The sequence below is a fragment of the Thauera mechernichensis genome (genome assembly GCF_029588855.1).
Classification (GTDB): domain Bacteria; phylum Pseudomonadota; class Gammaproteobacteria; order Burkholderiales; family Rhodocyclaceae; genus Thauera; species Thauera mechernichensis.
In genome coordinates, this window is record NZ_JARQZE010000002.1 from 230,128 (window position 1) to 252,278 (window position 22,151).

The 22,151-nt window shown below is 66.1% G+C and carries 16 protein-coding genes and 1 CRISPR repeat array (1 of these 17 running past the window's edge); of the genes, 10 read left to right on the forward strand and 6 right to left on the reverse strand.

Annotated features, from left to right (window positions below):
* The first annotated feature begins 1 nt into the window (after nt 1).
* The gene (locus tag P7F68_RS04005) at nt 2-853 is read left to right on the forward strand and encodes a peptidoglycan DD-metalloendopeptidase family protein (RefSeq protein WP_277830888.1); all 852 of its coding nucleotides are present in this window, start codon (nt 2-4) and stop codon (nt 851-853) included.
* 9 nt (nt 854-862) lie between these two features.
* The gene (gene rpoS / locus P7F68_RS04010) at nt 863-1,798 is read left to right on the forward strand and encodes an RNA polymerase sigma factor RpoS (protein ID WP_277830890.1); all 936 of its coding nucleotides are present in this window, start codon (nt 863-865) and stop codon (nt 1,796-1,798) included.
* A gap of 21 nt (nt 1,799-1,819) precedes the next feature.
* On the opposite strand, the gene P7F68_RS04015 is transcribed toward rpoS, so the two are convergent.
* Genes P7F68_RS04015 through P7F68_RS04035 form a run of 5 tightly spaced genes read right to left on the reverse strand, consistent with a single transcriptional unit; the run spans nt 1,820 to nt 7,537 of the window.
* Complete coding sequence (locus P7F68_RS04015; RefSeq protein WP_002923929.1) at nt 1,820-2,584, reverse strand: DUF2189 domain-containing protein; 765 nt, start codon at nt 2,582-2,584, stop codon at nt 1,820-1,822.
* An 11-nt stretch (nt 2,585-2,595) separates the two neighbouring features.
* Nucleotides 2,596-3,627 (reverse strand): lytic murein transglycosylase B, encoded by a 1,032-nt coding sequence (mltB, locus tag P7F68_RS04020; RefSeq protein WP_277830892.1) that lies wholly within the window; start codon nt 3,625-3,627, stop codon nt 2,596-2,598.
* 12 nt (nt 3,628-3,639) lie between these two features.
* Nucleotides 3,640-5,634 carry a transglutaminase TgpA family protein gene (locus P7F68_RS04025; protein WP_277830894.1) on the reverse strand — a complete coding sequence of 665 codons (1,995 nt, stop codon included), beginning with the start codon at nt 5,632-5,634 and terminating at the stop codon, nt 3,640-3,642.
* Nucleotides 5,631-6,620, reverse strand: a complete 990-nt coding sequence (locus P7F68_RS04030; RefSeq protein WP_277830896.1) for a DUF58 domain-containing protein — start codon at nt 6,618-6,620, stop codon at nt 5,631-5,633. The genes P7F68_RS04025 and P7F68_RS04030 overlap by 4 nt, the downstream gene beginning before the upstream one ends.
* Nucleotides 6,620-7,537 (reverse strand): AAA family ATPase, encoded by a 918-nt coding sequence (locus tag P7F68_RS04035; protein ID WP_002923939.1) that lies wholly within the window; start codon nt 7,535-7,537, stop codon nt 6,620-6,622. Before P7F68_RS04035 ends, P7F68_RS04030 begins: the two co-directional genes overlap by 1 nt.
* Nucleotides 7,538-7,696: 159 nt before the next feature.
* Between P7F68_RS04035 and P7F68_RS04040 the strand changes: the two genes are divergently transcribed.
* The 3 genes from P7F68_RS04040 (at nt 7,697) to bamC (ending at nt 10,777) form a co-directional block, all read left to right on the forward strand.
* Nucleotides 7,697-8,623, forward strand: coding sequence for a histone deacetylase family protein (locus tag P7F68_RS04040; RefSeq protein ID WP_277830899.1), 927 nt, complete (start codon nt 7,697-7,699; stop codon nt 8,621-8,623).
* 106 nt (nt 8,624-8,729) lie between these two features.
* On the forward strand, nt 8,730-9,608 hold the full coding sequence (dapA, locus tag P7F68_RS04045; protein WP_002935715.1) for a 4-hydroxy-tetrahydrodipicolinate synthase: 879 nt from the start codon (nt 8,730-8,732) through the stop codon (nt 9,606-9,608).
* Nucleotides 9,609-9,634: 26 nt separating this feature from the next.
* Nucleotides 9,635-10,777 carry an outer membrane protein assembly factor BamC gene (gene bamC, locus P7F68_RS04050; protein ID WP_002923942.1) on the forward strand — a complete coding sequence of 381 codons (1,143 nt, stop codon included), beginning with the start codon at nt 9,635-9,637 and terminating at the stop codon, nt 10,775-10,777.
* 66 nt (nt 10,778-10,843) lie between these two features.
* Here the strand turns inward: bamC and P7F68_RS04055 are convergent, their stop codons facing one another.
* Nucleotides 10,844-11,266: a hypothetical protein gene (locus P7F68_RS04055; RefSeq protein ID WP_002935714.1), complete on the reverse strand. Its 423-nt coding sequence runs from the start codon at nt 11,264-11,266 to the stop codon at nt 10,844-10,846.
* A 300-nt stretch (nt 11,267-11,566) separates the two neighbouring features.
* On the opposite strand from P7F68_RS04055, the gene rlmD reads away from it, so the two are divergent.
* The 5 genes from rlmD (at nt 11,567) to bioB (ending at nt 17,361) form a co-directional block, all read left to right on the forward strand.
* A complete protein-coding gene (rlmD, locus tag P7F68_RS04060; protein ID WP_037982199.1) occupies nt 11,567-12,868 on the forward strand; it encodes a 23S rRNA (uracil(1939)-C(5))-methyltransferase RlmD in 1,302 nt (433 codons plus the stop codon).
* Nucleotides 12,869-12,970: 102 nt separating this feature from the next.
* A complete protein-coding gene (gene bioA / locus P7F68_RS04065) occupies nt 12,971-14,413 on the forward strand; it encodes an adenosylmethionine--8-amino-7-oxononanoate transaminase (protein WP_277830904.1) in 1,443 nt (480 codons plus the stop codon).
* A complete protein-coding gene (gene bioF / locus P7F68_RS04070) occupies nt 14,379-15,602 on the forward strand; it encodes an 8-amino-7-oxononanoate synthase (RefSeq protein WP_277830906.1) in 1,224 nt (407 codons plus the stop codon). The genes bioA and bioF overlap by 35 nt, the downstream gene beginning before the upstream one ends.
* Entirely contained in the window at nt 15,599-16,345 is a 747-nt protein-coding gene (bioD, locus tag P7F68_RS04075) for a dethiobiotin synthase (protein ID WP_277830908.1), read from the forward strand. Before bioF ends, bioD begins: the two co-directional genes overlap by 4 nt.
* The gene (gene bioB, locus P7F68_RS04080; RefSeq protein WP_002923952.1) at nt 16,342-17,361 is read left to right on the forward strand and encodes a biotin synthase BioB; all 1,020 of its coding nucleotides are present in this window, start codon (nt 16,342-16,344) and stop codon (nt 17,359-17,361) included. Before bioD ends, bioB begins: the two co-directional genes overlap by 4 nt.
* Nucleotides 17,362-17,562: 201 nt before the next feature.
* Nucleotides 17,563-22,151: a CRISPR direct-repeat array (repeat unit 28 nt; unit sequence TTTCTGAGCTGCCTACGCGGCAGTGATC); it runs 602 nt beyond the window's last position.

The following is a 22,151-nucleotide window of genomic DNA, read 5'->3' on the forward strand; positions in this document are numbered from 1 at the left end:
GATGCAAACACGTTCAAGCTCGATAGCGATTTTGCTGGCGGTTGGCCTTCTCGCCGGCTGCGCCTCCAAGGTGACGGCGCCGGTTCGCGACGGCAGTGGTGTAGTGGCGCCGGCTGCGCCTGTCGGGGGCGTGCCGGCCCAGCCTCAGGGGCTGCATACCGTGCGCCAGGGTGAGACCCTGCTCGCGATCGCGCGCCAGTATGGGGTGACGCTCCCCGAGTTGGTGTCGTGGAATGGCATCACCGATCCCAATCAGCTTCGGGTCGGCCAGACCCTGCTCGTCGCGCCGCCGGGCACGGTGACCGCGGCCGTCACGCCCGTGCCCTCGCCTACGACCGGTGCGATCGCCACCCCTGTTCCGCCCAGCGGCGCGGACGCTGGCGTGGTGCCGCTCAAGCAGGAGCCGGTGGGTGGCCGTGTGACCATCGCCGAGCCGGTCGTGCCGCCGCCCGCGCCGACTGTTGCACCGCCCGCTGGGCCCGCGGTCAGTGGGCAATGGCGATGGCCGGCCAATGGGGCGATCCTCGCCGGATTCAACGAGGCGACCAACAAGGGTGTGGATATCGCCGGTCGTGTTGGCGATCCGGTCCATGCCGCGGCCTCGGGCAAGGTGGTGTACGCAGGCAGCGGTCTGCGTGGTTATGGCAAGCTGATCGTCATCAAGCATAATCAGGAGTACAACTCCGTGTATGCTCACAACGACAAGCTGCTCGTCAAGGAAGACGACGAGGTGGTGCAGGGACAGAAGATCGCCGAGCTGGGCAGTTCGGAAGCCGATCGACCCAAGCTGCACTTCGAGATTCGCAAGCAGGGCAAGGCCGTCGATCCGATGGGATACTTGCCCGCACGATAAGGGGGACGCATGGAGGAGCCGGCAAGTCTTGACGACCTGGAGAGTCATGAACCGGATCTTCCGCCCGAAGTGGAGGTGTTTGCCAGTCACCCCACGCCGGTCGTCGAGAACGATTTTTTCAGTGACGTCACGCAGCTCTATCTGAACGAGATCGGTGCCAACCCGCTGCTCTCGGCAGAAGATGAGTTGCGCTTGGCTCGCTGCGTGCGCAGCGGCGACTTCGAGGCGCGCCAGACCATGATCGAGCGCAATCTGCGCCTGGTCGTCAATATCGCCAAGCATTACCTCAACCGCGGCATTCCCTTGCTCGATCTGGTCGAGGAAGGCAATCTCGGGCTCATGCACGCGCTGGAGAAGTTCGACCCCGAGCGTGGCTTCCGCTTCTCGACATACGCGACGTGGTGGATCCGCCAGAATATCGAGCGCGCGATCATGAACCAGTCGCGCACGATCCGTCTGCCGGTACATGTGGTCAAGGAGCTCAACCAGGTCCTGCGTGCGCAGCGCAGTATCGAGGCCGCCTCGAATGGCATTTCGACGCTCGAGGATATCGCGGCACGGCTGGGGAAGACGGTCGAAGAGGTTCGCAGTACCCTCGCGTTGAGCGAACACACGGCCTCGCTCGACGCGCCGCTCGATATCGATCCGAACCTCTCGATCGGCGAATCGCTCGCCGACGAGCACCAGCCTACGCCCGAGATACAGATTCACTGTGCGGAGATCGAGGGTCTGGTACGTGCATGGATCAAGATGCTCAGCGAAAAGCAGCGCATGGTGATCCGGCATCGTTACGGTATCGACGAGTGCGAACTGCTGACCCTGGAAGAGCTCGCCAGCCGGCTCGAGCTTACCCGTGAGCGCGTACGCCAGATCCAGCTCGAAGCGCTGGGTCAGTTGCGTCGCATCCTGAAGCGGCACGGCATCTCGCGCGACGCACTGCTTTAGCGTTTGTCCTGCCGGCGCGGCTCAGCGCGGGAAAGTGCGCAGATAAAGCTCGCGGCTCGCGTAGGCCATGACCGGCAGGCTGACGAGCAGCAGCGGCAGGAACAGGGCGCTGGCGATGATCACCAAGGACAATACGCCGGCCCAGCACATCATCACGGCGAAGCGGCCGAACACCGCGCGTACGCTCGCGACCACGCCGGAAACAAGTTGCGCCCGGCCATCGAAGATGAGCGGTAGCGAGAACGCCGACACGGCGAACAGGATGAATGCCAGCACGGCACCCATGATGGCGCTGTAGCCGGCATAACTGACGACGATCTCCTCTAGGTGGAGCAGGCGCAGGAAGCCGATCGGCTCACGCCCGACCATGAAGCCGTAAAGAATGCCGGCGTCGGTGATCCATATGAGGAACAGCAGCCCGCACACGAACGAGATCACCCACCCGCCGCGTGGCAGTTGCCTGAAGCCGTCCCACACGTCGCCCACGCTTGGCCGTCGGCCAGCGCGGAGCTTGTCCGCCACCGAAAAGAACCCGGCAAGCAGCGCCGGCCCCACGAGCATGAAGCCGCCCGCCAGCGACAAGCTCATCGGTGCGATGGTCGCGAACTCGAGGACGACGTACATGAGCAGGCCCAGCGCGACGAAGACGCCGGCGAAGGCGCTACTGAGTCCTGGTGCAGCGCGATACTGTGCAATACCCGTCGCGATCGCCGCCTTCAGGTCGGCGAGTGTGAGCGGCGCAGGCTGCAGGGTGGCCGCGGATTCGGTGTTCGGCATCGGGCTCATCGCTGTGTTCCTCAGCGCCTCTGGGCGCGGACCTCGTCTACCAGGCGCCGCAGCCTGAGGGCCTCGGCAAGCTCATATACCGACATCGCGTAGAAGCTGCTGCGATTGTAGCGTGTGATGACATAGAAGTTGCGGTAGCCGAACCAGTACTCGGTGTCTGCGCCCGGCGTTTCGAGGTCCACCAGGGTTGCCGTGGCTGCCGCGCTGCCGCCGTCGAGGGTGGACACGCCGGCAGCGCTGAGGGTGGCAGGGTCCAGAGCTGGCTCGATGCCGGCGGCTACGAGCATTGCTGCGTCGGTGGTCGGCGCCAGCCGGGCGCGCTCGGCGACGGGGGCGCCAGTCTGCCAGCCATGCACCTTGAGGTAATTCGCTACGCTGCCGATGGCGTCGATGGCGTCGGATTCGAAGTCGATCCGGCCGTTGCCATCGAAGTCGACCGCGTAGGCAAGCACGCTGCTGGGCAGGAACTGGGGATAGCCGAGAGCTCCCGCGAAGGAGCCGGTGAAGCTGTCCGGTGCGCGGCCCTGCTGGCGTGCGAGCACGAACAGCGACTCCAGTTCGCGGCGGAACAGCTCGGCCCTGGGCGGATAGTCGAACGCCAAGGTGGCAAGGGCCGACAGCGTCTCGAAGTTGCCGGTCTGGCGGCCATACACCGTTTCCACGCCGATGATGGCTACGATGACCTCGGCAGGGACGCCGAAGCTGCGCTCGGCGCGTGCCAGTTCGTGCTCATGCTCGCGCCAGAAGGCGAGGCCGCCCTCGATCCGGGTGCGGTCCAGAAAGCGGCTGCGGTAGTTCTGCCATGACCTGGCGCCGCGGCGCGCAGGCGGGGTGATCAGGCGAATGACGCTGGCCTCGTGGCGGGCGCGGCCGAGCGCATCGTGGAGCTCGGCTGGGTCGAAATCGTGGCGGGCGGCGACCTCGGCTATGAAGCTGCGCGCATCATCGCGGTCGGCGTAGGAGGCAAGCAGGGGGGCAGGCAGGGCAAGTGCAAGCAGTGCTGCGAGCTGGCGCAGCGGCCTGGAGGCTGAGAGGCGGGGCATGGCATTCGGTGGCTACGGGTTGCGAAGGGCATCGATGCGGTGGCGCAGGGCATTGAGCGCGTCCTTGTCGACGTCCCGACCATACCGCAGGCTGGCGTAGCTTGCACAGATCGTACGTAACGCATCTGCCTGCCCGGGGCGCGCGCGAGCGAGCCGGTCGGCGTAGTCGAGCGGTCCTTCCCACGGTTCGCGCCCCAGTCCCTGGCGCGCCATGCGAGTGCAGAAGCGGGCCCACTGTCGCTCCAGAGGGTCCTGCGCACGCCGCTGCCTGATGGCCCACAGATAAAGCACGCCGAACAGTGCCGCGGTGGCCAGGCTCAGGATTGCAGCAAGCGTGGTCGCATCGACGCGCTCGAACCCGATGCGGGCGAGCAGGGCGCGCTGGCGCTCGGTGTCATAACCCAGCACGCGCTGGTTCCAGGCATTCGATACCGCCTCCCACTGATCGCGCAGCGCGCGTAGCCATTCCATGTCGGCGCGCAGCATCAGCGGCAGGCCGTCGAACTCGGCAAGCGCAGCCGCGAGACCGTCGTCGATGCGTTGGGGGGCGGCGAGCGCGGTAGGGTCGACGCGCACCCAGCCGCTGCCGGCGAGCCAGACCTCGTTCCAGGCGTGCGCATCGGACTGACGCACGACGAGGTTGCCGTCGACCGGGTTGATCTCGCCGCCCTGGTAGCCGGTCACCACCCGTGTCGGCACGCCGGCAGCGCGCATCAGCACGGCGAACGCCGAGGCGAAGTGCTCGCAGAAGCCTCTGCGTGTGTCGAACAGGAACTCGTCCGCACTATGGCGACCGAGCAGAGGCGGGCGCAGCGTGTAGATGTAGCGGCCCGAGCGCAGGTAGTCGATCACGCGCGCCAGTGTCTCCCGGTCGGATGCCGCACCCGCGGCCAGTTCGGCCGCAAGGGCGCGGCTGCGCGGGTTGCTGTCGGCCGGTAGGCGCAAGGCGGCCGACAGCACGTCGGCGTCCTCCTCGAGCCCAGTGAGGGTGTCAGGGTAAGCGGTGAGTGCAAGGCGGCTACGTACGCGCAGCGGGGTCACCGCCAGGGCGTGGTAGTCGCTTGCATGGCGTATCGCCGGACTTGCGCTGCCGGCAAAGTCGAGGGCAAGCAGCCAGCGCCGGTTGTGGGGTTCGAGGGTGAGGGTGTAGTCGAGCCGAGGTCCGGACACCACGTAGAACGGCGTCTCGGCCTCAACGAAGGGGGCTGCGCGCCAGGTGCGGCCGTCGAACTCGGTGAGCACCGGGCCGCGCCAGTAGCGTTGGGTCGGCGCGGGCGGTGCGCCGTCGAACACCGCGCGCATGACGATCGCGCTGGACAGGCTCAGCTCGCTGATCGAGCCCGGGTCCATGGTTTCGGACAGACCCGTGCGCGCGCTGAACGCATCTGCAGGCAAGCCCCAGAGCGGCCCCTGCACGCGCGGGAACAGCACGAAGAACAGCAGCATGAAGGGCAGGCCCTGGGCGACCAGGAGTGTCGCCGTCCGCAGGTGTTCGCGTTGCGGTCCGCCCGGGTCGGCAAGCGCCACCAGCGCGCCCAGGGTGACCAGGCTTGCGCCCAGTGCGAGGGCGGCGACAGGCAAGGATTGATCTTCGAGGAAGATGGCGAGTTGCAGGAACAGGCACAGCAGCACCCCGGCGCGAATGTCGCGCGCTGCACGCGACTCGAGCAGCTTGAGGCCGAGCAGCAGGGCCAGCAGGGTCACGCCTGGTTCGCGGCCGAAAAAATGGCCGAATTCGAGGCGGACCCCCACGGCAACCGCTACCGCGACGGCAAGCAGCAGCAGGCGCGCCGGTGGCCGCTTGCCTCGCCACAGCAGCAGCCCGCGCCAGCACAGCAGCAGGGCTGCAAGAGCGCTCGCCCAGGCCGGCAGCCATAGCGCATGCGGGGCGAGGGTGAGCGCGGCGCCGCCCAACAGCCAGGCGCCCTGACGACGGTCCAGGGCGCGCTCCGGCGGCGCCGTTGAGTGGCGCCGGATGGGAAGGGCGCGCAGCAGCCGGCCGATCATGCCTCCTCCCGTGGCGCGCCAAAGCGGGCAAGCTCGCCGAGGCAGCACTCGAGGTGGGCCTTGCCCTGGCCGCTCGCGACTTCGCATCCGGGCAGTTTGAGAGCGTAGCGCCGGTTGTGTTGTTCTGCCGCGAGCAGCCAGGCTGTCAGGCGCGACAACCGGCGTTCATCGTCGAGCTGCCGTGGTAGCTGCGACCAGTCGAGCACGAGGTCGGGCGAACTCCAGCTGGCGTACGATTTCGTGAGCATCGGCCCGCCGCGCGCCAGTACCTTCCATGCAACGTGGCGCGGCGAGTCCGCGCTGCGGTGGGTGCGCAGGCCGGTGAAATCGTCGTCGCCGTCGCGGCTGCGTCCGCGCATTCCGGCATCGGCACCGGCATCTTCCGGCAGCGCGGGCGGATCCGGCTCGGGCGCAGGGTATACGACGCAGTGCTGCTCGGGCACGAATACGCTCCACGCCCGGATCAGGCCAAGCGGCCAGGTCGTCTGGATGACCGTGCGCCCAGGGCTGAGCAGGCCGCGCCGCGTCGTCGGGCAGGGCAGGCATACCCGGGTGAGCTGTGCGGGGCCGGCGTCGAAGCCGACCTGCTGGCCGTGTGTGCGCAGGCTGAGCGAAGGGCGTCGGCGGTTACGCGTGTTGTCGATGCTGAACACGAAGCCGGCGGTGTCGCCGCAGAACACGGGCTCGCAGCGCTCGGCGCGGATGGACAGGCCAAGTAGGTTGCGAAACGCATGCACCATGCTCGCCATGGCCGTCCCGCCGAGCAGGAACACGAAGCCGTAGCCGAGGCTGAGGTTGTAGTTGATCGAGGCCAGCAACATGGTCGCGAGGGCGGCGGCGAAGGCGAGTCCGGCCGGGGTAGGCAGTACGTAGATGCGTCGCTGCACCAGGCGGATCGGCGCCGGCTCCGGGGTGCCGATACGGAACAGCCAGCGCTCGGCCCGTTCCAGCATGCGCAGCGCGCGGCCTTGCCCTGGCCTCATCATCAGACGAGTTTGACCGCGTGCAGCAGACGCGTCAGCGTTGCCGCCGGTACCGGGCGGCCGTCGCCGGCCAGGTGCAGCCGATGGCCGGCGACGTGGGGGAAGAGGGTCTGCACGTCCTCGGGCAGGACGTGGTCGCGACCTTCGATAAGCGCCCAGGCGCGCGCTGCCGCGAGCAGGCCCAGGCCCGCGCGCGGGCTGAGTCCGCCGGCAAGCTCGGGGTTGCCGCGACTGGCCTCGAGCACAGCCTGAAGGTAATCGACCAGGGCCGCCGAGACATGGACACGCATGGCCGCCTGTTGCAACTCGACGAGCGCCGCCGGGCTGATCACAGCAGCCTGGCGCCCGAGCATGCCGCGCCTGTCTTCGCCCATCAGCAGCGCACGTTCGGCCTCGCGGTCGGGATAGCCCAGCCTGATACGCAGCAAGAAGCGGTCGAGCTGGCTCTCGGGCAGCGGGAAGGTGCCGATCTGGTGTGCCGGGTTCTGCGTTGCGATCACGAAGAAGGGCTCGGGGAGCGCGAAGGTGCCGCCGTCGGCGGTGACCTGGCCCTCCTCCATGGCCTCGAGCAGCGCACTCTGCGTCTTCGGGGTGGCACGGTTGATCTCGTCGGCGAGGATCAGCTGGGCGAACACCGGCCCTGGATGAAAGCGGAACGCGCTCGACTCGCGATCGAACACGGACACGCCCAGGATGTCGGCCGGCAGCAGGTCGCTGGTGAACTGGATGCGCTGGAACTGCAGCCCGGTGAGCCTCGCGAAGACATGCGCGAGCGTGGTCTTGCCCACGCCCGGAACGTCCTCGATCAGCAGGTGGCCGCGGGCAACGAGGCAGGCAAGGGCGAGACGCAGCTCCCGGTCCTTGCCGAGGATGATCCGGCCTGCTGCTTCGAGCAGGCGATTCGCATGGTGCAGGGGCATCGTGGCGCGTACTGTGAAATTGGCTTGGAAGCGGTGATAATAGACGACAAAGAGCAGCGCTCCCGCGGCCAGGGGTGACGTTGCCAGGTCAATAATGGGCCCGGGCGCGCACGCGCCACTTGAGGCCGAATCATTGTTCTCGAGATGAGAGGGAGGAGTATGACGACGACGGCATTCATCACGCATCGTGACTGCTGGCTGCACGACATGGGATCGATGCACCCCGAATGCGCGGACCGGCTGTCGGCGATCAACGACCGGCTCATCGCGGCTGGTCTGGACATGTACATCTCCTTCTACGACGCGCCCGTTGCCGAGCGCGAGCAGATTCTGCGCGTACATCCGGCCGAGTACCTGGACGACCTCGTGGGCAACGTGCCCGAGCACGGCATTCGCCACCTCGATCCGGATACCGCGATGTCGCCGGGCACGATGAAGGCGGCGCTGCGCTCGGCCGGTGCCGGGGTGTTCGCCACCGACCTGATCATGAAGGGCGAGATCGAGAATGCCTTCTGCGCCGTGCGTCCGCCCGGCCATCATGCCGAGCGTGCGAAGGCGATGGGCTTCTGCTTCATGAACAACGTCGCCATCGCAGCACGGCATGCGCTCGAGGCCCATGGCCTCGAACGCGTCGCAGTTGTCGACTTCGACGTTCACCATGGCAACGGCACCGAGGACATCTTCCGCAACGATCCGCGGGTGATGATGGCGGGGATCTTCCAGCATCCCTTCTACCCCTACAGCGGAACGGACAATCCGCCCGCGCACATGTGCAACGTGCCTTTGCCGGCGGGGACCCGCGGCGATGCGTTCCGCCAGGTCTTCAGCGATGTCGTCGTACCGGCGCTGCGCAGCCACAACCCGCAAATGATCTTCATCTCTGCCGGCTTCGATGCCCACTACGAGGACGACATGGGCTCGCTTGGCCTGGTCGAGGCCGACTACGTGTGGGCGACCGAGCAGATCAAGGGGGTCGCTGCGGACTGTGGGCATACCCGCATCGTGTCCATCCTCGAGGGCGGTTATTCGCTGTCGTCGCTGGCGCGCTCGGTCGTTGCCCACATCAAGGCGCTTGCAGACCTTTGAGCCTGCCGCTGCGGGCCAGCCTCGCGTGCGTGACCTCCACGCGCGCGAGGCTGGCCCGAATCCGGCGATCGGTTAGAATCGAATCTTTTACGCACGCCCCCACGCCATGATTACCGGATCGCTTGTCGCCATCGTCACGCCCATGCATGACGACGGCAGTCTTGATTTCCCGAGCTTGCGCAAGCTCATCGACTGGCACATCACCGAAGGTACGGACGGCATCGTCATCGTCGGCACCACTGGCGAGTCGCCGTCGGTCAGCGTCGATGAACACTGCGAGTTGATCCGCTGCACCGTCGAGCACGTGGCTGGGCGGGTCCCGGTCGTCGCCGGAACAGGTGCCAACTCGACATCCGAGGCGGTCGAACTGGCTCGTTTTGCTGCCCGTGCCGGCGCCGATGCCCACCTGTCGGTCGTCCCCTACTACAACAAGCCGTCGCAGGAAGGCCTTTACCGGCACTTCCGCACCATTGCCGAGGCGGTCGAACTGCCGCTGATCCTCTACAACGTGCCCGGGCGCACGGTTGCAGATCTCGGCAACGACACCACGCTGCGGCTGGCCGAGATCCCCAACGTGGTCGGCCTCAAGGACGCTACCGGTAACCTCGATCGCGCCTGCGACCTCATCGAGCGCGCGCCGGCGGGCTTCGGCCTCTACAGCGGCGACGACATGAGCTCTGCCGCCTTCCTGATGCTGGGCGGCCATGGCGTCATCTCGGTCACCGCAAACGTGGCGCCGCGTGCCATGCACCAGCTGTGCGCAGCGGCCGCTGCGGGTGACATGAAGACCCTGCGTGAAACCAATGCTGCGCTCACGGGTCTGCATCGCGACCTGTTCTGCGAAGCGAATCCCATTCCGGTCAAGTGGGCGGTTGCTCGCATGGGCCTGATCGGCGATGGCATCCGCCTGCCGCTCACGCCCTTGGCCGAGGCGTACCACGAGCGTGTGCGCAAGGCCTTGAGCAAGGCCGGCATCCAGTTCTGAACCGAAACCCTCTGTCCAGGTATTCCATGAATCGTTCCACGCGCACTTCCCTTTCCCTGGTCGCGCTCTCGCTGGCGCTTGGCGGCTGCTCGACTTCGATGTTCGAAGGCAAGCGCATCGACTACAAGAGCGCACGCCAGATCGAGCGGCCGCTCGAGGTTCCGCCCGACCTGACCGCGCCGCGGCGCGACGACCGCTTTGCCGTGCCGGATACCGCGGGCACCGGCATCGCGACCTACTCGGCCTATGAGGCCGACCGTGCGGGACGCTCGACGGTCGCGAGCGGGAGTCCCGAAGTGCTGGCCGGCTCCGACACCATGCGCATCGAGCGCGCAGGCAGCCAGCGTTGGCTCGTGGTCGGTGGCAATGCCGCCGAGTTGTGGCCCAAGGTCAAGGACTTCTGGCTCGAGATGGGGTTCATCCTCAACATCGACAGCCCGGAAATCGGCGTGATGGAAACCGATTGGGCCGAAGACCGTGCCAAGATTCCGCAGGACTTCGTGCGTTCGACCATCGGCCGCGTACTCGACGGCCTGTTCTCGACCCCCGAGCGCGACAAGTTCCGTACCCGCTTCGAACAGGGCAAGGACGCCGGGACGCTGGAGATCTACGTCAGTCACCGCGGCATGATCGAGATCTATCCGACTGAGGCGAAGGACTCGACCATCTGGCAGCCGCGTCCTGCCGACCCCGAGCTCGAGGCCGAGATGTTGCGGCGCCTGATGGTGCACCTCGGGGCCGAGGAGGCGCGTGCCGAGGCTGCACTGGTTGCGCCAGCCGCGCCCGAGCGCGCGCGAGTCGTTTCCGCGGCCGATGGTCAGGCTGCGTTGCAGGTCGAGGAGCCCTTCGACCGCGCTTGGCGCAGGGTTGGCCTCGCACTCGACCGCATCGGCTTCACGGTCGAGGACCGCGACCGCGCACAGGGCCTGTACTACGTCCGCTACGTTGATCCGGATGCGGACAACCGCAGCCCCAACAAGGGCTTCCTGTCCCGTCTCGCGTTCTGGCGCAGTGACGACAAGCCGGCCCAGGCTGGCAGTGAATACCGCCTGCGTGTGGAAGGGCAGGGCGACGCATCGCGCGTCAGCGTGCTCAGCCGCGAGGGCGGCGTCGATAACTCGGACACCGCTCGCCGCATGCTGGGCCTGCTGCAGCAACAACTGCGCTGATCGACACTGCGCACGAAACAAAAAAGCCGGCGCAAGCCGGCTTTTTTGTTGGGTGGCGAGGGCGACTCAGTCCTTCGCCGCCTCCTTGGCAGCGCCGACGGCTGCGCCGGCCGCTTCCTTCGCCGCGTCCACCGCAGCGGCCGCTTCGGCCTTTGCTGCTTCGGCGGCGTCCTTGACCTGTTCGACCGCAGCAGCAGCTTCTTCCTTGACCGCTTCGACTGCGGCGTCGGTTGCCGACTTGGCCTCTTCGGCGCCTTCCTTCGCTTCTTCGACCGCGGCTGCAGCTTCTTCCTTGGCAGCTTCGGTTGCGGCAGCGGCGGCTTCACCCGCAGCAGCTGCGCTTTCCTTGGCGGCCTCTACGGCCTGTGCTGCCGACTCCTTCATCTGTTCCTGAGCCGAAGGCGGAGCCTGGACGGCGGGCTCTTCCTTCTTGCCGCAAGCGGCAACGGCAACGGCGACGAGGGCGGCAACGAGAAGGGGATGCTTCATCACGTGTCTTCCTTTTGTAGAAGGGATTCTTGGTTTGTGTAGGTGTCTGCCAACCTCGAGGGCTGACTGGACGCGGGCATATTAGCATGTATGGCTGCTCGGACTGCTGCAGCGCAATAGCTCTCGGGTTGTTGACAACATGCTTGTAAACAATGGCTTGGCGTTTTGGTTTCGAGCGACTTTGTATCCGGATGTCAGATGCCGGGTGTGCTCGGGTGCTGCACCGGGGTGCCGCGCGCGGTGCTGCGCTCCCGCGGTAGAATCGCCCTCCCGAGTTTCCCGCCCCGCCTGCGCACCGTCATGAGCATCGCCACCATCGAATCACTCGACCACGAAGGCCGTGGCGTTACCCATGTCGGCGGCAAGACCGTCTTCATCGAAGGCGGTCTCCCCGGAGAGCGTGTCGAGTACGAGGTCCAGCGCAGCCGGCCGAACTACGAACAGGCGACTGCGGTGCGAATCCTGCGCTCCAGCGCCCAGCGGGTCGAGCCGCGGTGCGCTCACTTCGGTGTGTGCGGCGGCTGTTCGATGCAGCACCTCGACCCGCTCGCCCAGGCCGCGGCCAAGCAGCGCATCCTGGAAGATGCGCTCTGGCATATCGGCAAACTGCGGCCCGCCATCATCTATCCGGCAGTCAATGGACCGGCCTGGGGCTACCGCTATCGCGCCCGTCTTGGCGTTCGCCTCGTGCCGAGCAAGGGCGGCTTGCGTATCGGCTTTCACGAGCGGCGTTCAAGCTACATCGTTGACATGCGCGAGTGCCCGGTTCTTCCCGCAGGCATCTCGGCCCTGCTGCCGCGCCTGCGCGAGATGATCGCCGGCTTGTCGATCGCCGACCGCCTGCCGCAGGTGGAGATCGCGATCGGTGACGACACTACGGTGTTCGTGTTCCGCAACCTGCAGCCCTTCAGCCGCGCAGACGAGAAGCGCATCGCCGCCTTCGCCGCAGCCGAGGGCATCCAGGCCTGGATGCAGCCGGGCGGGCCAGACACGGCCATACCTTTCGATCCGTCCGCCGAGCGTGCGCTGCATTACACGCTGCCCGAGTTCGACGTGCGCATGGACTTTCGCCCGACCGACTTCACCCAGGTCAACGTACACATCAACCGCCTGCTCATCCGCCGCGCCATGCAACTGCTCGCGCCGCGTGCGGGTGAGCGCATCGCCGACCTGTTCTGCGGCCTGGGTAACTTCAGCCTGCCGATCGCGCGTCTTGGGGCCCGGGTCATTGGCGTCGAGGGCAGCGATGCCTTGGTCGCGCGCGCACTCGACAATGCCCGCCGCAATGGCCTCGACAGCCTCACCGAGTTCCACGCCGCAAACCTCTTCGAGGCCACCGAGGACAGCCTGGCCGCGCTCGGCCCGCTCGACAAGATGCTGATCGATCCGCCGCGCGAAGGTGCGATTGCGGTAGCGAAGGCGCTTGGCGGTGAGCATTCGCCAGCGCGCATCGTGTATGTGTCCTGCAACCCGGCGACGCTGGCACGCGACGCCGCCGTGCTGGTGCGCGAGAAGGGCTACGTGCTGCGTGGGGCGGGCATTGCCAACATGTTCCCGCAGACCTCGCATGTGGAGTCGGTCGCGCTCTTCGAGCGCGGCTGAAAGAGTGGGCCGGGTCGCTGTAGCGAGGGTTCACATTTGCCCCCCGTGCTGGGAGAATGGCGCGCCGTTTGTCCGTAATTATGAATACAAAATGAGCTCGTGGTGAGTCCCGCATCAGACCCTCGATTCCCGTCCACTGCGGGCGAAGCGCCGAACGCTGCCTGGCAGCGCCGCAGCCTCGCCAGCGTATGGCACCCCTGCACCCAGATGCAGCGCGCGCAGACGGTGCCGCCGCTGCCGATCGCGCGCGCGAGCGGGCCGTGGCTGTACGACTACGAGGGCGGGCGCTATTTCGACGCCAACAGCTCGTGGTGGGTGAACCTGTTCGGCCATGCCGACGCCCGCCTCAATGCCGCGCTGCGCGACCAGCTCGATACCTTGCCCCATGTCATGCTGGCCGGTTGCACCCATGCGCCGGCGGTGGAACTGGCCGAGCGCCTGAACGCGCTCACTGGTGGCGTCCTCGGTCATGCCTTCTATGCCAGCGACGGTGCCTCTGCGGTCGAGATTGCGCTCAAGATGAGCTTCCATGCGTGGCGCAACCGCGGACGCGGCAACAAGCGCGAATTCGTCTGCGTGCGCCAGGGCTATCACGGCGAGACCCTGGGCGCGCTGGCCGTCACCGACGTCGCCGTGTTTCGCGACGCCTACGACCCGCTGCTGATGCGCGCCCACCTCGTCGCCTCGCCCGATGCACGGCTTGCTGCCGCGGGCGAGAGCCCGGCCGACGTGGCCGCGCGTGCGCTGGCCGAGGTGCGCGCCCTGTTCGAGTCCCGTCACGAACACATCGCTGCCTTCATCGTCGAGCCACTGGTGCAATGCGCTGCCGGCATGGCGATGCACGACCCGGCCTATCTGCGCGGCTTGCGCGCCCTGTGCGATGACTACGAGGTGCACCTGATCGCCGACGAGATTGCCGTGGGCTGTGGCCGCAGCGGCAGCTTCTTCGCCTTCGAGCAGGCAGCCGCGCCCGCCCAGCCCGCCGCATGGCCGGATTTCGTGTGCCTGTCCAAGGGCATCAGCGGTGGCTACCTGCCCTTGTCGCTGGTGCTCACGCGTGACGAGATCTATCGCGTCTTTCTCGATGACGACATCGCACGCGGCTTCCTGCATTCGCACTCCTATACCGGCAACGCGCTGGCGTGCAGGGCGGCGCTGGCCGTGCTCGACCGCTTTGCCGAGGACGATGTGATCGCGCGTAACCGCGCACCTGCCGCCGCGCTGAGCGCGGCGCTGGCGCCGTTGGCCGAGGATGAACGTATCGAACACCTGCGCCAGCGCGGCATGATCTGGGCCTTCGATGTGCGCGAGCCCCATGCCGGCGAGCGCTTCGCCGAGCGCTTCCACCTTGCCGGCAGGGCCAGGGGGCTGCTGATCCGCCCGATCGGTCGCACCGTGTATCTGATGCCGCCCTACGTGCTCGATGACGAACTTGCGGCCTGGCTGGCCGCCCGCACCCTCGGCACCCTTGAACAGACCCTGGCCGATGCGGCCCGGGCCGCGCCTCATCATGTTGCTCGAACACCTGAACCGCCGACTGCGTGAGCGCGAGGCGGCCGCACTGTGGCGGCAGCGGCGTGTCGCTGACTCAGCGTGCGCGCCCCTCCAGCATCTGGCCGAGGGCGGCGAGGGCACGCGTGCGCTGCTTGCCTTCTGCAGCAACGACTACCTCGGCCTGGCCGCGCATCCGGCGCTGATCGACGCGCTTGCCGCGGGCGCGCGGCGCTGGGGCGTGGGCAGCGGCGCATCGGCACTGGTGAGCGGCCACGCCACGCCCCATGCGGCGCTGGAGGATGAACTCGCGCGCTGGCTGGCGCCGTACATCCCGCAGGCGGCGGTGCTGGGCTTCTGTTCGGGTTACATGGCCAACCTGGCCTTGCTCACCACCCTGGCCGACGCTGAGGCGGTGATCTTCGCCGACAAGCTCAACCACGCCTCCTTGATCGATGGCGGCCTGCTCGCCGAGGCCAGGATGCGGCGCTACCCGCATGCACGGCTCGACCTGCTCGACGCCATGCTTGCCGACAGCACCGCGGCGCTGCGGCTCATCGTCACCGATGCGGTGTTCAGCATGGACGGCGACATTGCGCCGCTGCCCGAACTGCTCGCCCTGGCCGAGCGCCACGATGCCTGGCTGATCGTGGACGACGCCCACGGCTTTGGCGTGCTGGGCGAAGGCGGGCAGGGTGCGCTCGCACATTTCGGCCTGCGCAGCGAACGCATCATCTACATGGGTACGCTGGGCAAGGCTGCGGGCGTGAGCGGTGCCTTCGTCGCCGCTCACCCGCTGGTTGTCGAAGCCCTGGTGCAGGGCGCGCGCAGCTATATCTACACCACGGCGCCGTCGCCGGCGCTCGCCCACACACAGTTGGCAAGCCTGGCGCTGATCGCGGGCGACGAGGGCGCGGCGCGGCGTGGCCACCTGAATGCGCTGGTCGAAGCGCTGCGCACCGGGCTCGCCGCCGTCATCGCCGCACACCCGCACTGCGGCTGGCGGCTCGCCGAGTCCGCGACCGCCATCCAACCGCTCATCGTGGGCGACAATGCCGCCGCGGTCGCACTGTCGGCGGCGCTCGAGGCGCGCGGGCTGCGCGTCCCCGCCATCCGTCCGCCCACCGTGCCGGCAGGCAGCGCGCGCCTGCGCATAACCCTGAGCGCGGCGCACAGCCGCGCCGACGTAGACCGCTTGTGCGCCGCACTGGCGCAACTCGCGAGCGAAGGAGAGCACCCTTGATCGACGCCTCAAAAGGCATCTTCGTCACCGGCACCGACACCGAAATCGGCAAGACCCGGGTCAGCGCGGCCATCGTTGCCCTGCTCGGCAAGTGCGGCCTGCGCGCCGCTGGCCTCAAGCCGATCGCAGCCGGTACCGAGCTTATCGATGGTGAATGCATCAACGAGGATGTGTACGCCTTGCGTGCAGCAGCCTCCATGCCGATCAACGCCGCTGAGATCTGCCCCTATCAGTTCGCCGCTGCCTGCGCACCCCATGTCGCCGCCGCGCTTGAAGGCCGGCGTATCGAGCGTGCCGGCGTGCTTGCAGCGGTCGCGGCCGTGGCGCAGCGTGCCGACCGCGTCGTGGTCGAGGGTGTGGGCGGGTTCCGCGTGCCGTTGGGCGACGCCGCCGGCCCGGACGGGGCGTGGGACTCCGCCGACCTCGCTGTCGAGCTTGGCCTGCCGGTGCTGCTGGTGGTCGGCCTGCGTCTGGGGTGCATCAACCACGCCCTGCTCAGTGCAGAGGCCATCCGTGCCCGCGGCCTGCACCTGTGCGGCTGGGTGGCCAACACTGTCGACCCCGACATGCCGTGGGTTGCCGAGAACCTCGACGCACTTGCCCACGGGCTGGGCAGTGCGCCCTGCCTGGGCCTGATCCCGCGCCTGCCTGCACCGACGCCGGAGGCGATCGCGCCTTACCTCAACGTTCCCGCATTGCACACACTCTTCAAGACTCAAGACCTTACAACGGAGACACCATGAGCACTTTGGCCACCATCTCGCCCGAATCCCTGCGCCGCAGCGCCGCGCCCGCAACCCTGTCGCCCACGGGCCAGGCACGCTGGTCGGTGGAGGCGGTCGAAGCACTGTTCGCGCTGCCCTTCATGGACCTCGTGTTTCGCGCCCAGCAGGTGCATCGCGAACACTTCAACCCGAGCGAGATCCAGCTGTCGACGCTGTTGTCGATCAAGACCGGCGGCTGCGCAGAGGACTGCGGCTACTGCTCGCAGTCCGCGCACTTCGAGACCGACGTCAAGGCCGCCAAGCTGATGCCGGTAGACGAGGTGATCGCCGCCGCGCGCGCCGCCAAGGCCCAGGGCGCCAGTCGCTTCTGCATGGGCGCCGCATGGCGCTCGCCCAAGGCGCGCGACATGGAGCGCGTCACTGCGATGGTGCGCGAGGTGAAGGCGCTCGGCATGGAAACCTGCATGACCCTGGGCATGCTCGACCAGGACCAGGCGCAGTCGCTCAAGGAGGCTGGCCTCGACTACTACAACCACAACCTCGACACCGCGCCCGAGTACTACGGCAAGGTCATCGGCACGCGCACCTACCAGGATCGCCTCGACACCCTCGACAACGTGCGCTCTGCCGGCATCAACGTGTGCAGCGGCGGCATCGTCGGCATGGGCGAGACGCGCAGCCACCGCGCTGGCCTGATCGCCCAGCTGGCCAACCTCGAGCCCTGCCCGGAGTCGGTGCCGATCAACAACCTCGTGCCCATCCCCGGCACCCCGCTGGCCGGCGTCGATCCGATCGACCCGTTCGAGTTCGTACGCACCATCGCCGTCGCCCGCATCACCATGCCCACCAGCTACGTGCGCCTGTCCGCCGGCCGCGAGCAGATGGACGAGGCGCTCCAGGCGCTGTGCCTGATGGCCGGCGCCAACTCGATCTTCTACGGCGACCACCTGCTTACCACCCCCAACCCGCAGACCGGCCGCGACCGCAGTCTGCTCGAGCGCCTGGACATGCGCATCCAGGGCCAGGACGCCTGACAGAGCGTCGCACGGCGCGGCAATGAGCTGCGCCGTGCAGCACCACACCGTCAACGTCCCGCAGCCGCATGAAACCCACTGTAGGAGCGGCGCCAGCCGCGAGGGCGTGCATGAAACCCACTGTAGGAGCGACGCAAGTCGCGAGGGGTTGCGTTTGTTAGCAGCGATCCTGGCAGCCATGCCCAGTACTGCGACCATCTATTTCTGAGCTGCCTACGCGGCAGTGATCTTCAACGCCGGCAACTACGCCACCGGCTACAATTTCTGAGCTGCCTACGCGGCAGTGATCAGTTCTCTAATGTGCTGTTCGGAGAGGGCTCGTTTCTGAGCTGCCTACGCGGCAGTGATCAAGATCCCCGGCACCTACGTCATCAGCGACAATTTCTGAGCTGCCTACGCGGCAGTGATCGGGCGCTCGGCGCTGATGCGCGTCAATATCTCTTTCTGAGCTGCCTACGCGGCAGTGATCGTGTCGTCGGCAGCGCGACCGAGGCCCACGGATTTCTGAGCTGCCTACGCGGCAGTGATCTACGTACCGATCTCAAACGAATACGCGCTGTCTTTCTGAGCTGCCTACGCGGCAGTGATCTCGGAGTGGGTAATCGTGGAAGCGCCCGAGCTTTTCTGAGCTGCCTACGCGGCAGTGATCCGAATGCCCATCACGTCGCCGATCCGCTGGCCTTTCTGAGCTGCCTACGCGGCAGTGATCGATGCTGCAATGCCGGCGCCCGGCGCCGCGTCTTTCTGAGCTGCCTACGCGGCAGTGATCAGGCATGCAGAGCCAGGGTAAAGACCCCGGCAATTTCTGAGCTGCCTACGCGGCAGTGATCCTGATGCAGCGCACGCTGTCTGAAAACCAATTTTTCTGAGCTGCCTACGCGGCAGTGATCGAGTGGGCCGCCGCGGGAATCATCACGCAACTTTTCTGAGCTGCCTACGCGGCAGTGATCGAGCCTGCCGGGTCAGGGGCGCGCCCGTGTTATTTCTGAGCTGCCTACGCGGCAGTGATCCGACAGCAAGCACCAGCATGCAAGCCACCCAATTTCTGAGCTGCCTACGCGGCAGTGATCCGGGACTGCGTCGGTCATATTGTTGAGATGCTTTTCTGAGCTGCCTACGCGGCAGTGATCGCCAAGAACTGCGCAACTACCGCACCGCCGCCTTTCTGAGCTGCCTACGCGGCAGTGATCCGGATCTGCATTTCGCGGGTAAGTTGCATGGCTTTCTGAGCTGCCTACGCGGCAGTGATCTCGACCACGGTGACAGGCGTCACCACGGTCGATTTCTGAGCTGCCTACGCGGCAGTGATCGCCGCTGGTCGATTACACGGAGACGCTGGAGTTTTCTGAGCTGCCTACGCGGCAGTGATCGGCGCGGTGTCTGTGCAGATCGCGTCCGATGATTTCTGAGCTGCCTACGCGGCAGTGATCGCATAGACAACTTGTAGAGCGTGGCGGATTTTTTTCTGAGCTGCCTACGCGGCAGTGATCACGCGGACTTTGGGCAGGAGGTGTCCCGCGAATTTCTGAGCTGCCTACGCGGCAGTGATCGCGTACCCCGAGCTGCGCGAGGCAATCGGGACTTTCTGAGCTGCCTACGCGGCAGTGATCGCCCCGCGGCCGCGACCTGGCGAGACAGCTATTTTCTGAGCTGCCTACGCGGCAGTGATCGTCCTGACCGAAACCGGCAGCATCCGCTACCATTTCTGAGCTGCCTACGCGGCAGTGATCATCTCGCAATGCGAATACGGGCTGCGCGTCCATTTCTGAGCTGCCTACGCGGCAGTGATCATCATCTCGGCATCCCGGAGCCTGCCGGGTCATTTCTGAGCTGCCTACGCGGCAGTGATCAACTCTACAGCGCCGCGCTGGCCTACCTGGGATTTCTGAGCTGCCTACGCGGCAGTGATCATCGGCGCCGCGGGTGACGACCGCGACCAGGGTTTTCTGAGCTGCCTACGCGGCAGTGATCCGCTGCGCGCTTTGCGTGGGAACTTGTTCTCATTTCTGAGCTGCCTACGCGGCAGTGATCCAAAGCGCTAGCAACCCGGAGTGATTCCGGCGTTTCTGAGCTGCCTACGCGGCAGTGATCGCTGGGCTGCCGGCAACGGCCGCATACGCGATTTTCTGAGCTGCCTACGCGGCAGTGATCGCGGTCACCCGCATTCGCATCGGCGACAAAACTTTCTGAGCTGCCTACGCGGCAGTGATCAAAAAACTCGTCCGGGCTCGTGCCGATGTGCATTTCTGAGCTGCCTACGCGGCAGTGATCCGCCCCGAGTACGCATTTGATCCACGCGCGGATTTCTGAGCTGCCTACGCGGCAGTGATCACGATCCAGGCCAACGACATCGCGTTCATCATTTTCTGAGCTGCCTACGCGGCAGTGATCAGTCCGTGTTCGTCACCGCGCCCGAGCGCAAGTTTCTGAGCTGCCTACGCGGCAGTGATCAATCGGGACGGTGCCGGACGGCATCGGGACGTTTTCTGAGCTGCCTACGCGGCAGTGATCTCGGCGCCGCGGGTGACGACCGCGACCAGGGTTTTCTGAGCTGCCTACGCGGCAGTGATCGCATTGTTCGCCGCGGGCGCGCTCGCAGCCCATTTCTGAGCTGCCTACGCGGCAGTGATCGAGCAGTTTATGTGCCATGGCTAGTCCTTTGCTTTCTGAGCTGCCTACGCGGCAGTGATCCCCGGTGGCGCGGGTATCAACACCCGGCCGCATTTCTGAGCTGCCTACGCGGCAGTGATCCGCTCGAGCAGATTGCAGACGTCTGCGAACAGTTTCTGAGCTGCCTACGCGGCAGTGATCGACTACAACGGCACGTACTCGGCCCAGCGCCATTTCTGAGCTGCCTACGCGGCAGTGATCTACAGCAAGCTGGTCGCTGCAAAGCCCATCCATTTCTGAGCTGCCTACGCGGCAGTGATCACGACGACTGACACGGAAGGGCTTCGGTTCAATTTCTGAGCTGCCTACGCGGCAGTGATCGCTTCGACGCTCAGCCTGGGGCGATGCTGTCTTTTCTGAGCTGCCTACGCGGCAGTGATCGCCCGAGAGCATGGACCCTGCGAATGGGGTATTTTCTGAGCTGCCTACGCGGCAGTGATCTGTCCGATTTGCGCAGACATTGTCGTGTTGACTTTCTGAGCTGCCTACGCGGCAGTGATCCCTCACTGCAGCCGCTAGGGCCAGCGCGAACTTTTCTGAGCTGCCTACGCGGCAGTGATCGTCGGGTCGGGAGAGAGGATCAGGGCGATGTTTTTCTGAGCTGCCTACGCGGCAGTGATCGCTACAACAAGCCCGGGCGGGGTAGCGAGTATTTTCTGAGCTGCCTACGCGGCAGTGATCCAGCACGCCGGCCGGGTCGTACCACATCGCGATTTCTGAGCTGCCTACGCGGCAGTGATCCGTTCAAGGACCCGCCCGCATGAGCCTGGATATTTCTGAGCTGCCTACGCGGCAGTGATCCTGGTCGATGCTGCCGCCGGCAGCGGGGTTGATTTCTGAGCTGCCTACGCGGCAGTGATCGGCACGGCCGTACCGTTGTCGCGAATCGTGAGTTTCTGAGCTGCCTACGCGGCAGTGATCCCGCTCGGCAGTATCGACGCGCCCGGCGACCATTTCTGAGCTGCCTACGCGGCAGTGATCCTACAGGCGCCTCTTCTTCCGTTTCCTGTTGCTTTCTGAGCTGCCTACGCGGCAGTGATCAGTCGCCGTTGAGCGACTGATGGACAAGTTCTTTTCTGAGCTGCCTACGCGGCAGTGATCAAACAGGGGGCGTCGCAACATACGCAGCAACATTTCTGAGCTGCCTACGCGGCAGTGATCGGCATCCCGGAGGCGCGCCTTATGTTCCTGGATTTCTGAGCTGCCTACGCGGCAGTGATCATACCGCCCGCGCCGACATTGATGCGCTGGTATTTCTGAGCTGCCTACGCGGCAGTGATCCTGCGATGGGGGTGTCTGCAGTCCCTGATTTGTTTCTGAGCTGCCTACGCGGCAGTGATCGATGAGCCATGCGTCGATGACGGCCACGGTCATTTCTGAGCTGCCTACGCGGCAGTGATCCAACCTGACTCGGCTAAAGCGGGCGCAGGAAGTTTCTGAGCTGCCTACGCGGCAGTGATCCCGCGAGCATCCACAGCGCGCGGCGGCCATCTTTTCTGAGCTGCCTACGCGGCAGTGATCATGTGGGCAATGCTCGCCGACATATCCGCGCATTTCTGAGCTGCCTACGCGGCAGTGATCATATTGTTGTTGGACCGAGCGGCGCCGCGTTTTTTCTGAGCTGCCTACGCGGCAGTGATCGCGGCCCCCTCGACCATGCCCACTGTCGGCCATTTCTGAGCTGCCTACGCGGCAGTGATCCCAACGGGCGCGTTGTAGCAGTCTCGCGCTACTTTCTGAGCTGCCTACGCGGCAGTGATCGTGTAGTCCCGCCGGGCGGGCCTTACGTAGTATTTCTGAGCTGCCTACGCGGCAGTGATCTCCGTGCGGCCCAGCGTCTACAGGCACGTGTTTTTCTGAGCTGCCTACGCGGCAGTGATCCTCGCGCCCGTTTGAGCCGACGGCAGGATCGATTTCTGAGCTGCCTACGCGGCAGTGATCGGCGGTGATGACCGATTTGGCGCCGCCATACATTTCTGAGCTGCCTACGCGGCAGTGATCGAGATCCCGCACACGGGCGCGCAGGGTGGGCATTTCTGAGCTGCCTACGCGGCAGTGATCTCCCCATCGCAGTCCAGCCGGGTTCGTTCCAGTTTCTGAGCTGCCTACGCGGCAGTGAT

Coding starts and splice junctions, on each gene's coding strand:
- P7F68_RS04005 (WP_277830888.1), top strand. CDS start 2: ATGCAAACACGTTCAAGCTCGATAGCGATTTTGCTGGCGGTTGGCCTT.
- rpoS (WP_277830890.1), top strand. CDS start 863: ATGGAGGAGCCGGCAAGTCTTGACGACCTGGAGAGTCATGAACCGGAT.
- P7F68_RS04015 (WP_002923929.1), bottom strand. CDS start 2,584: ATGAGCCCGATGCCGAACACCGAATCCGCGGCCACCCTGCAGCCTGCG.
- mltB (WP_277830892.1), bottom strand. CDS start 3,627: ATGCCCCGCCTCTCAGCCTCCAGGCCGCTGCGCCAGCTCGCAGCACTG.
- P7F68_RS04025 (WP_277830894.1), bottom strand. CDS start 5,634: ATGATCGGCCGGCTGCTGCGCGCCCTTCCCATCCGGCGCCACTCAACG.
- P7F68_RS04030 (WP_277830896.1), bottom strand. CDS start 6,620: ATGATGAGGCCAGGGCAAGGCCGCGCGCTGCGCATGCTGGAACGGGCC.
- P7F68_RS04035 (WP_002923939.1), bottom strand. CDS start 7,537: ATGCCCCTGCACCATGCGAATCGCCTGCTCGAAGCAGCAGGCCGGATC.
- P7F68_RS04040 (WP_277830899.1), top strand. CDS start 7,697: ATGACGACGACGGCATTCATCACGCATCGTGACTGCTGGCTGCACGAC.
- dapA (WP_002935715.1), top strand. CDS start 8,730: ATGATTACCGGATCGCTTGTCGCCATCGTCACGCCCATGCATGACGAC.
- bamC (WP_002923942.1), top strand. CDS start 9,635: ATGAATCGTTCCACGCGCACTTCCCTTTCCCTGGTCGCGCTCTCGCTG.
- P7F68_RS04055 (WP_002935714.1), bottom strand. CDS start 11,266: ATGAAGCATCCCCTTCTCGTTGCCGCCCTCGTCGCCGTTGCCGTTGCC.
- rlmD (WP_037982199.1), top strand. CDS start 11,567: ATGAGCATCGCCACCATCGAATCACTCGACCACGAAGGCCGTGGCGTT.
- bioF (WP_277830906.1), top strand. CDS start 14,379: ATGTTGCTCGAACACCTGAACCGCCGACTGCGTGAGCGCGAGGCGGCC.
- bioB (WP_002923952.1), top strand. CDS start 16,342: ATGAGCACTTTGGCCACCATCTCGCCCGAATCCCTGCGCCGCAGCGCC.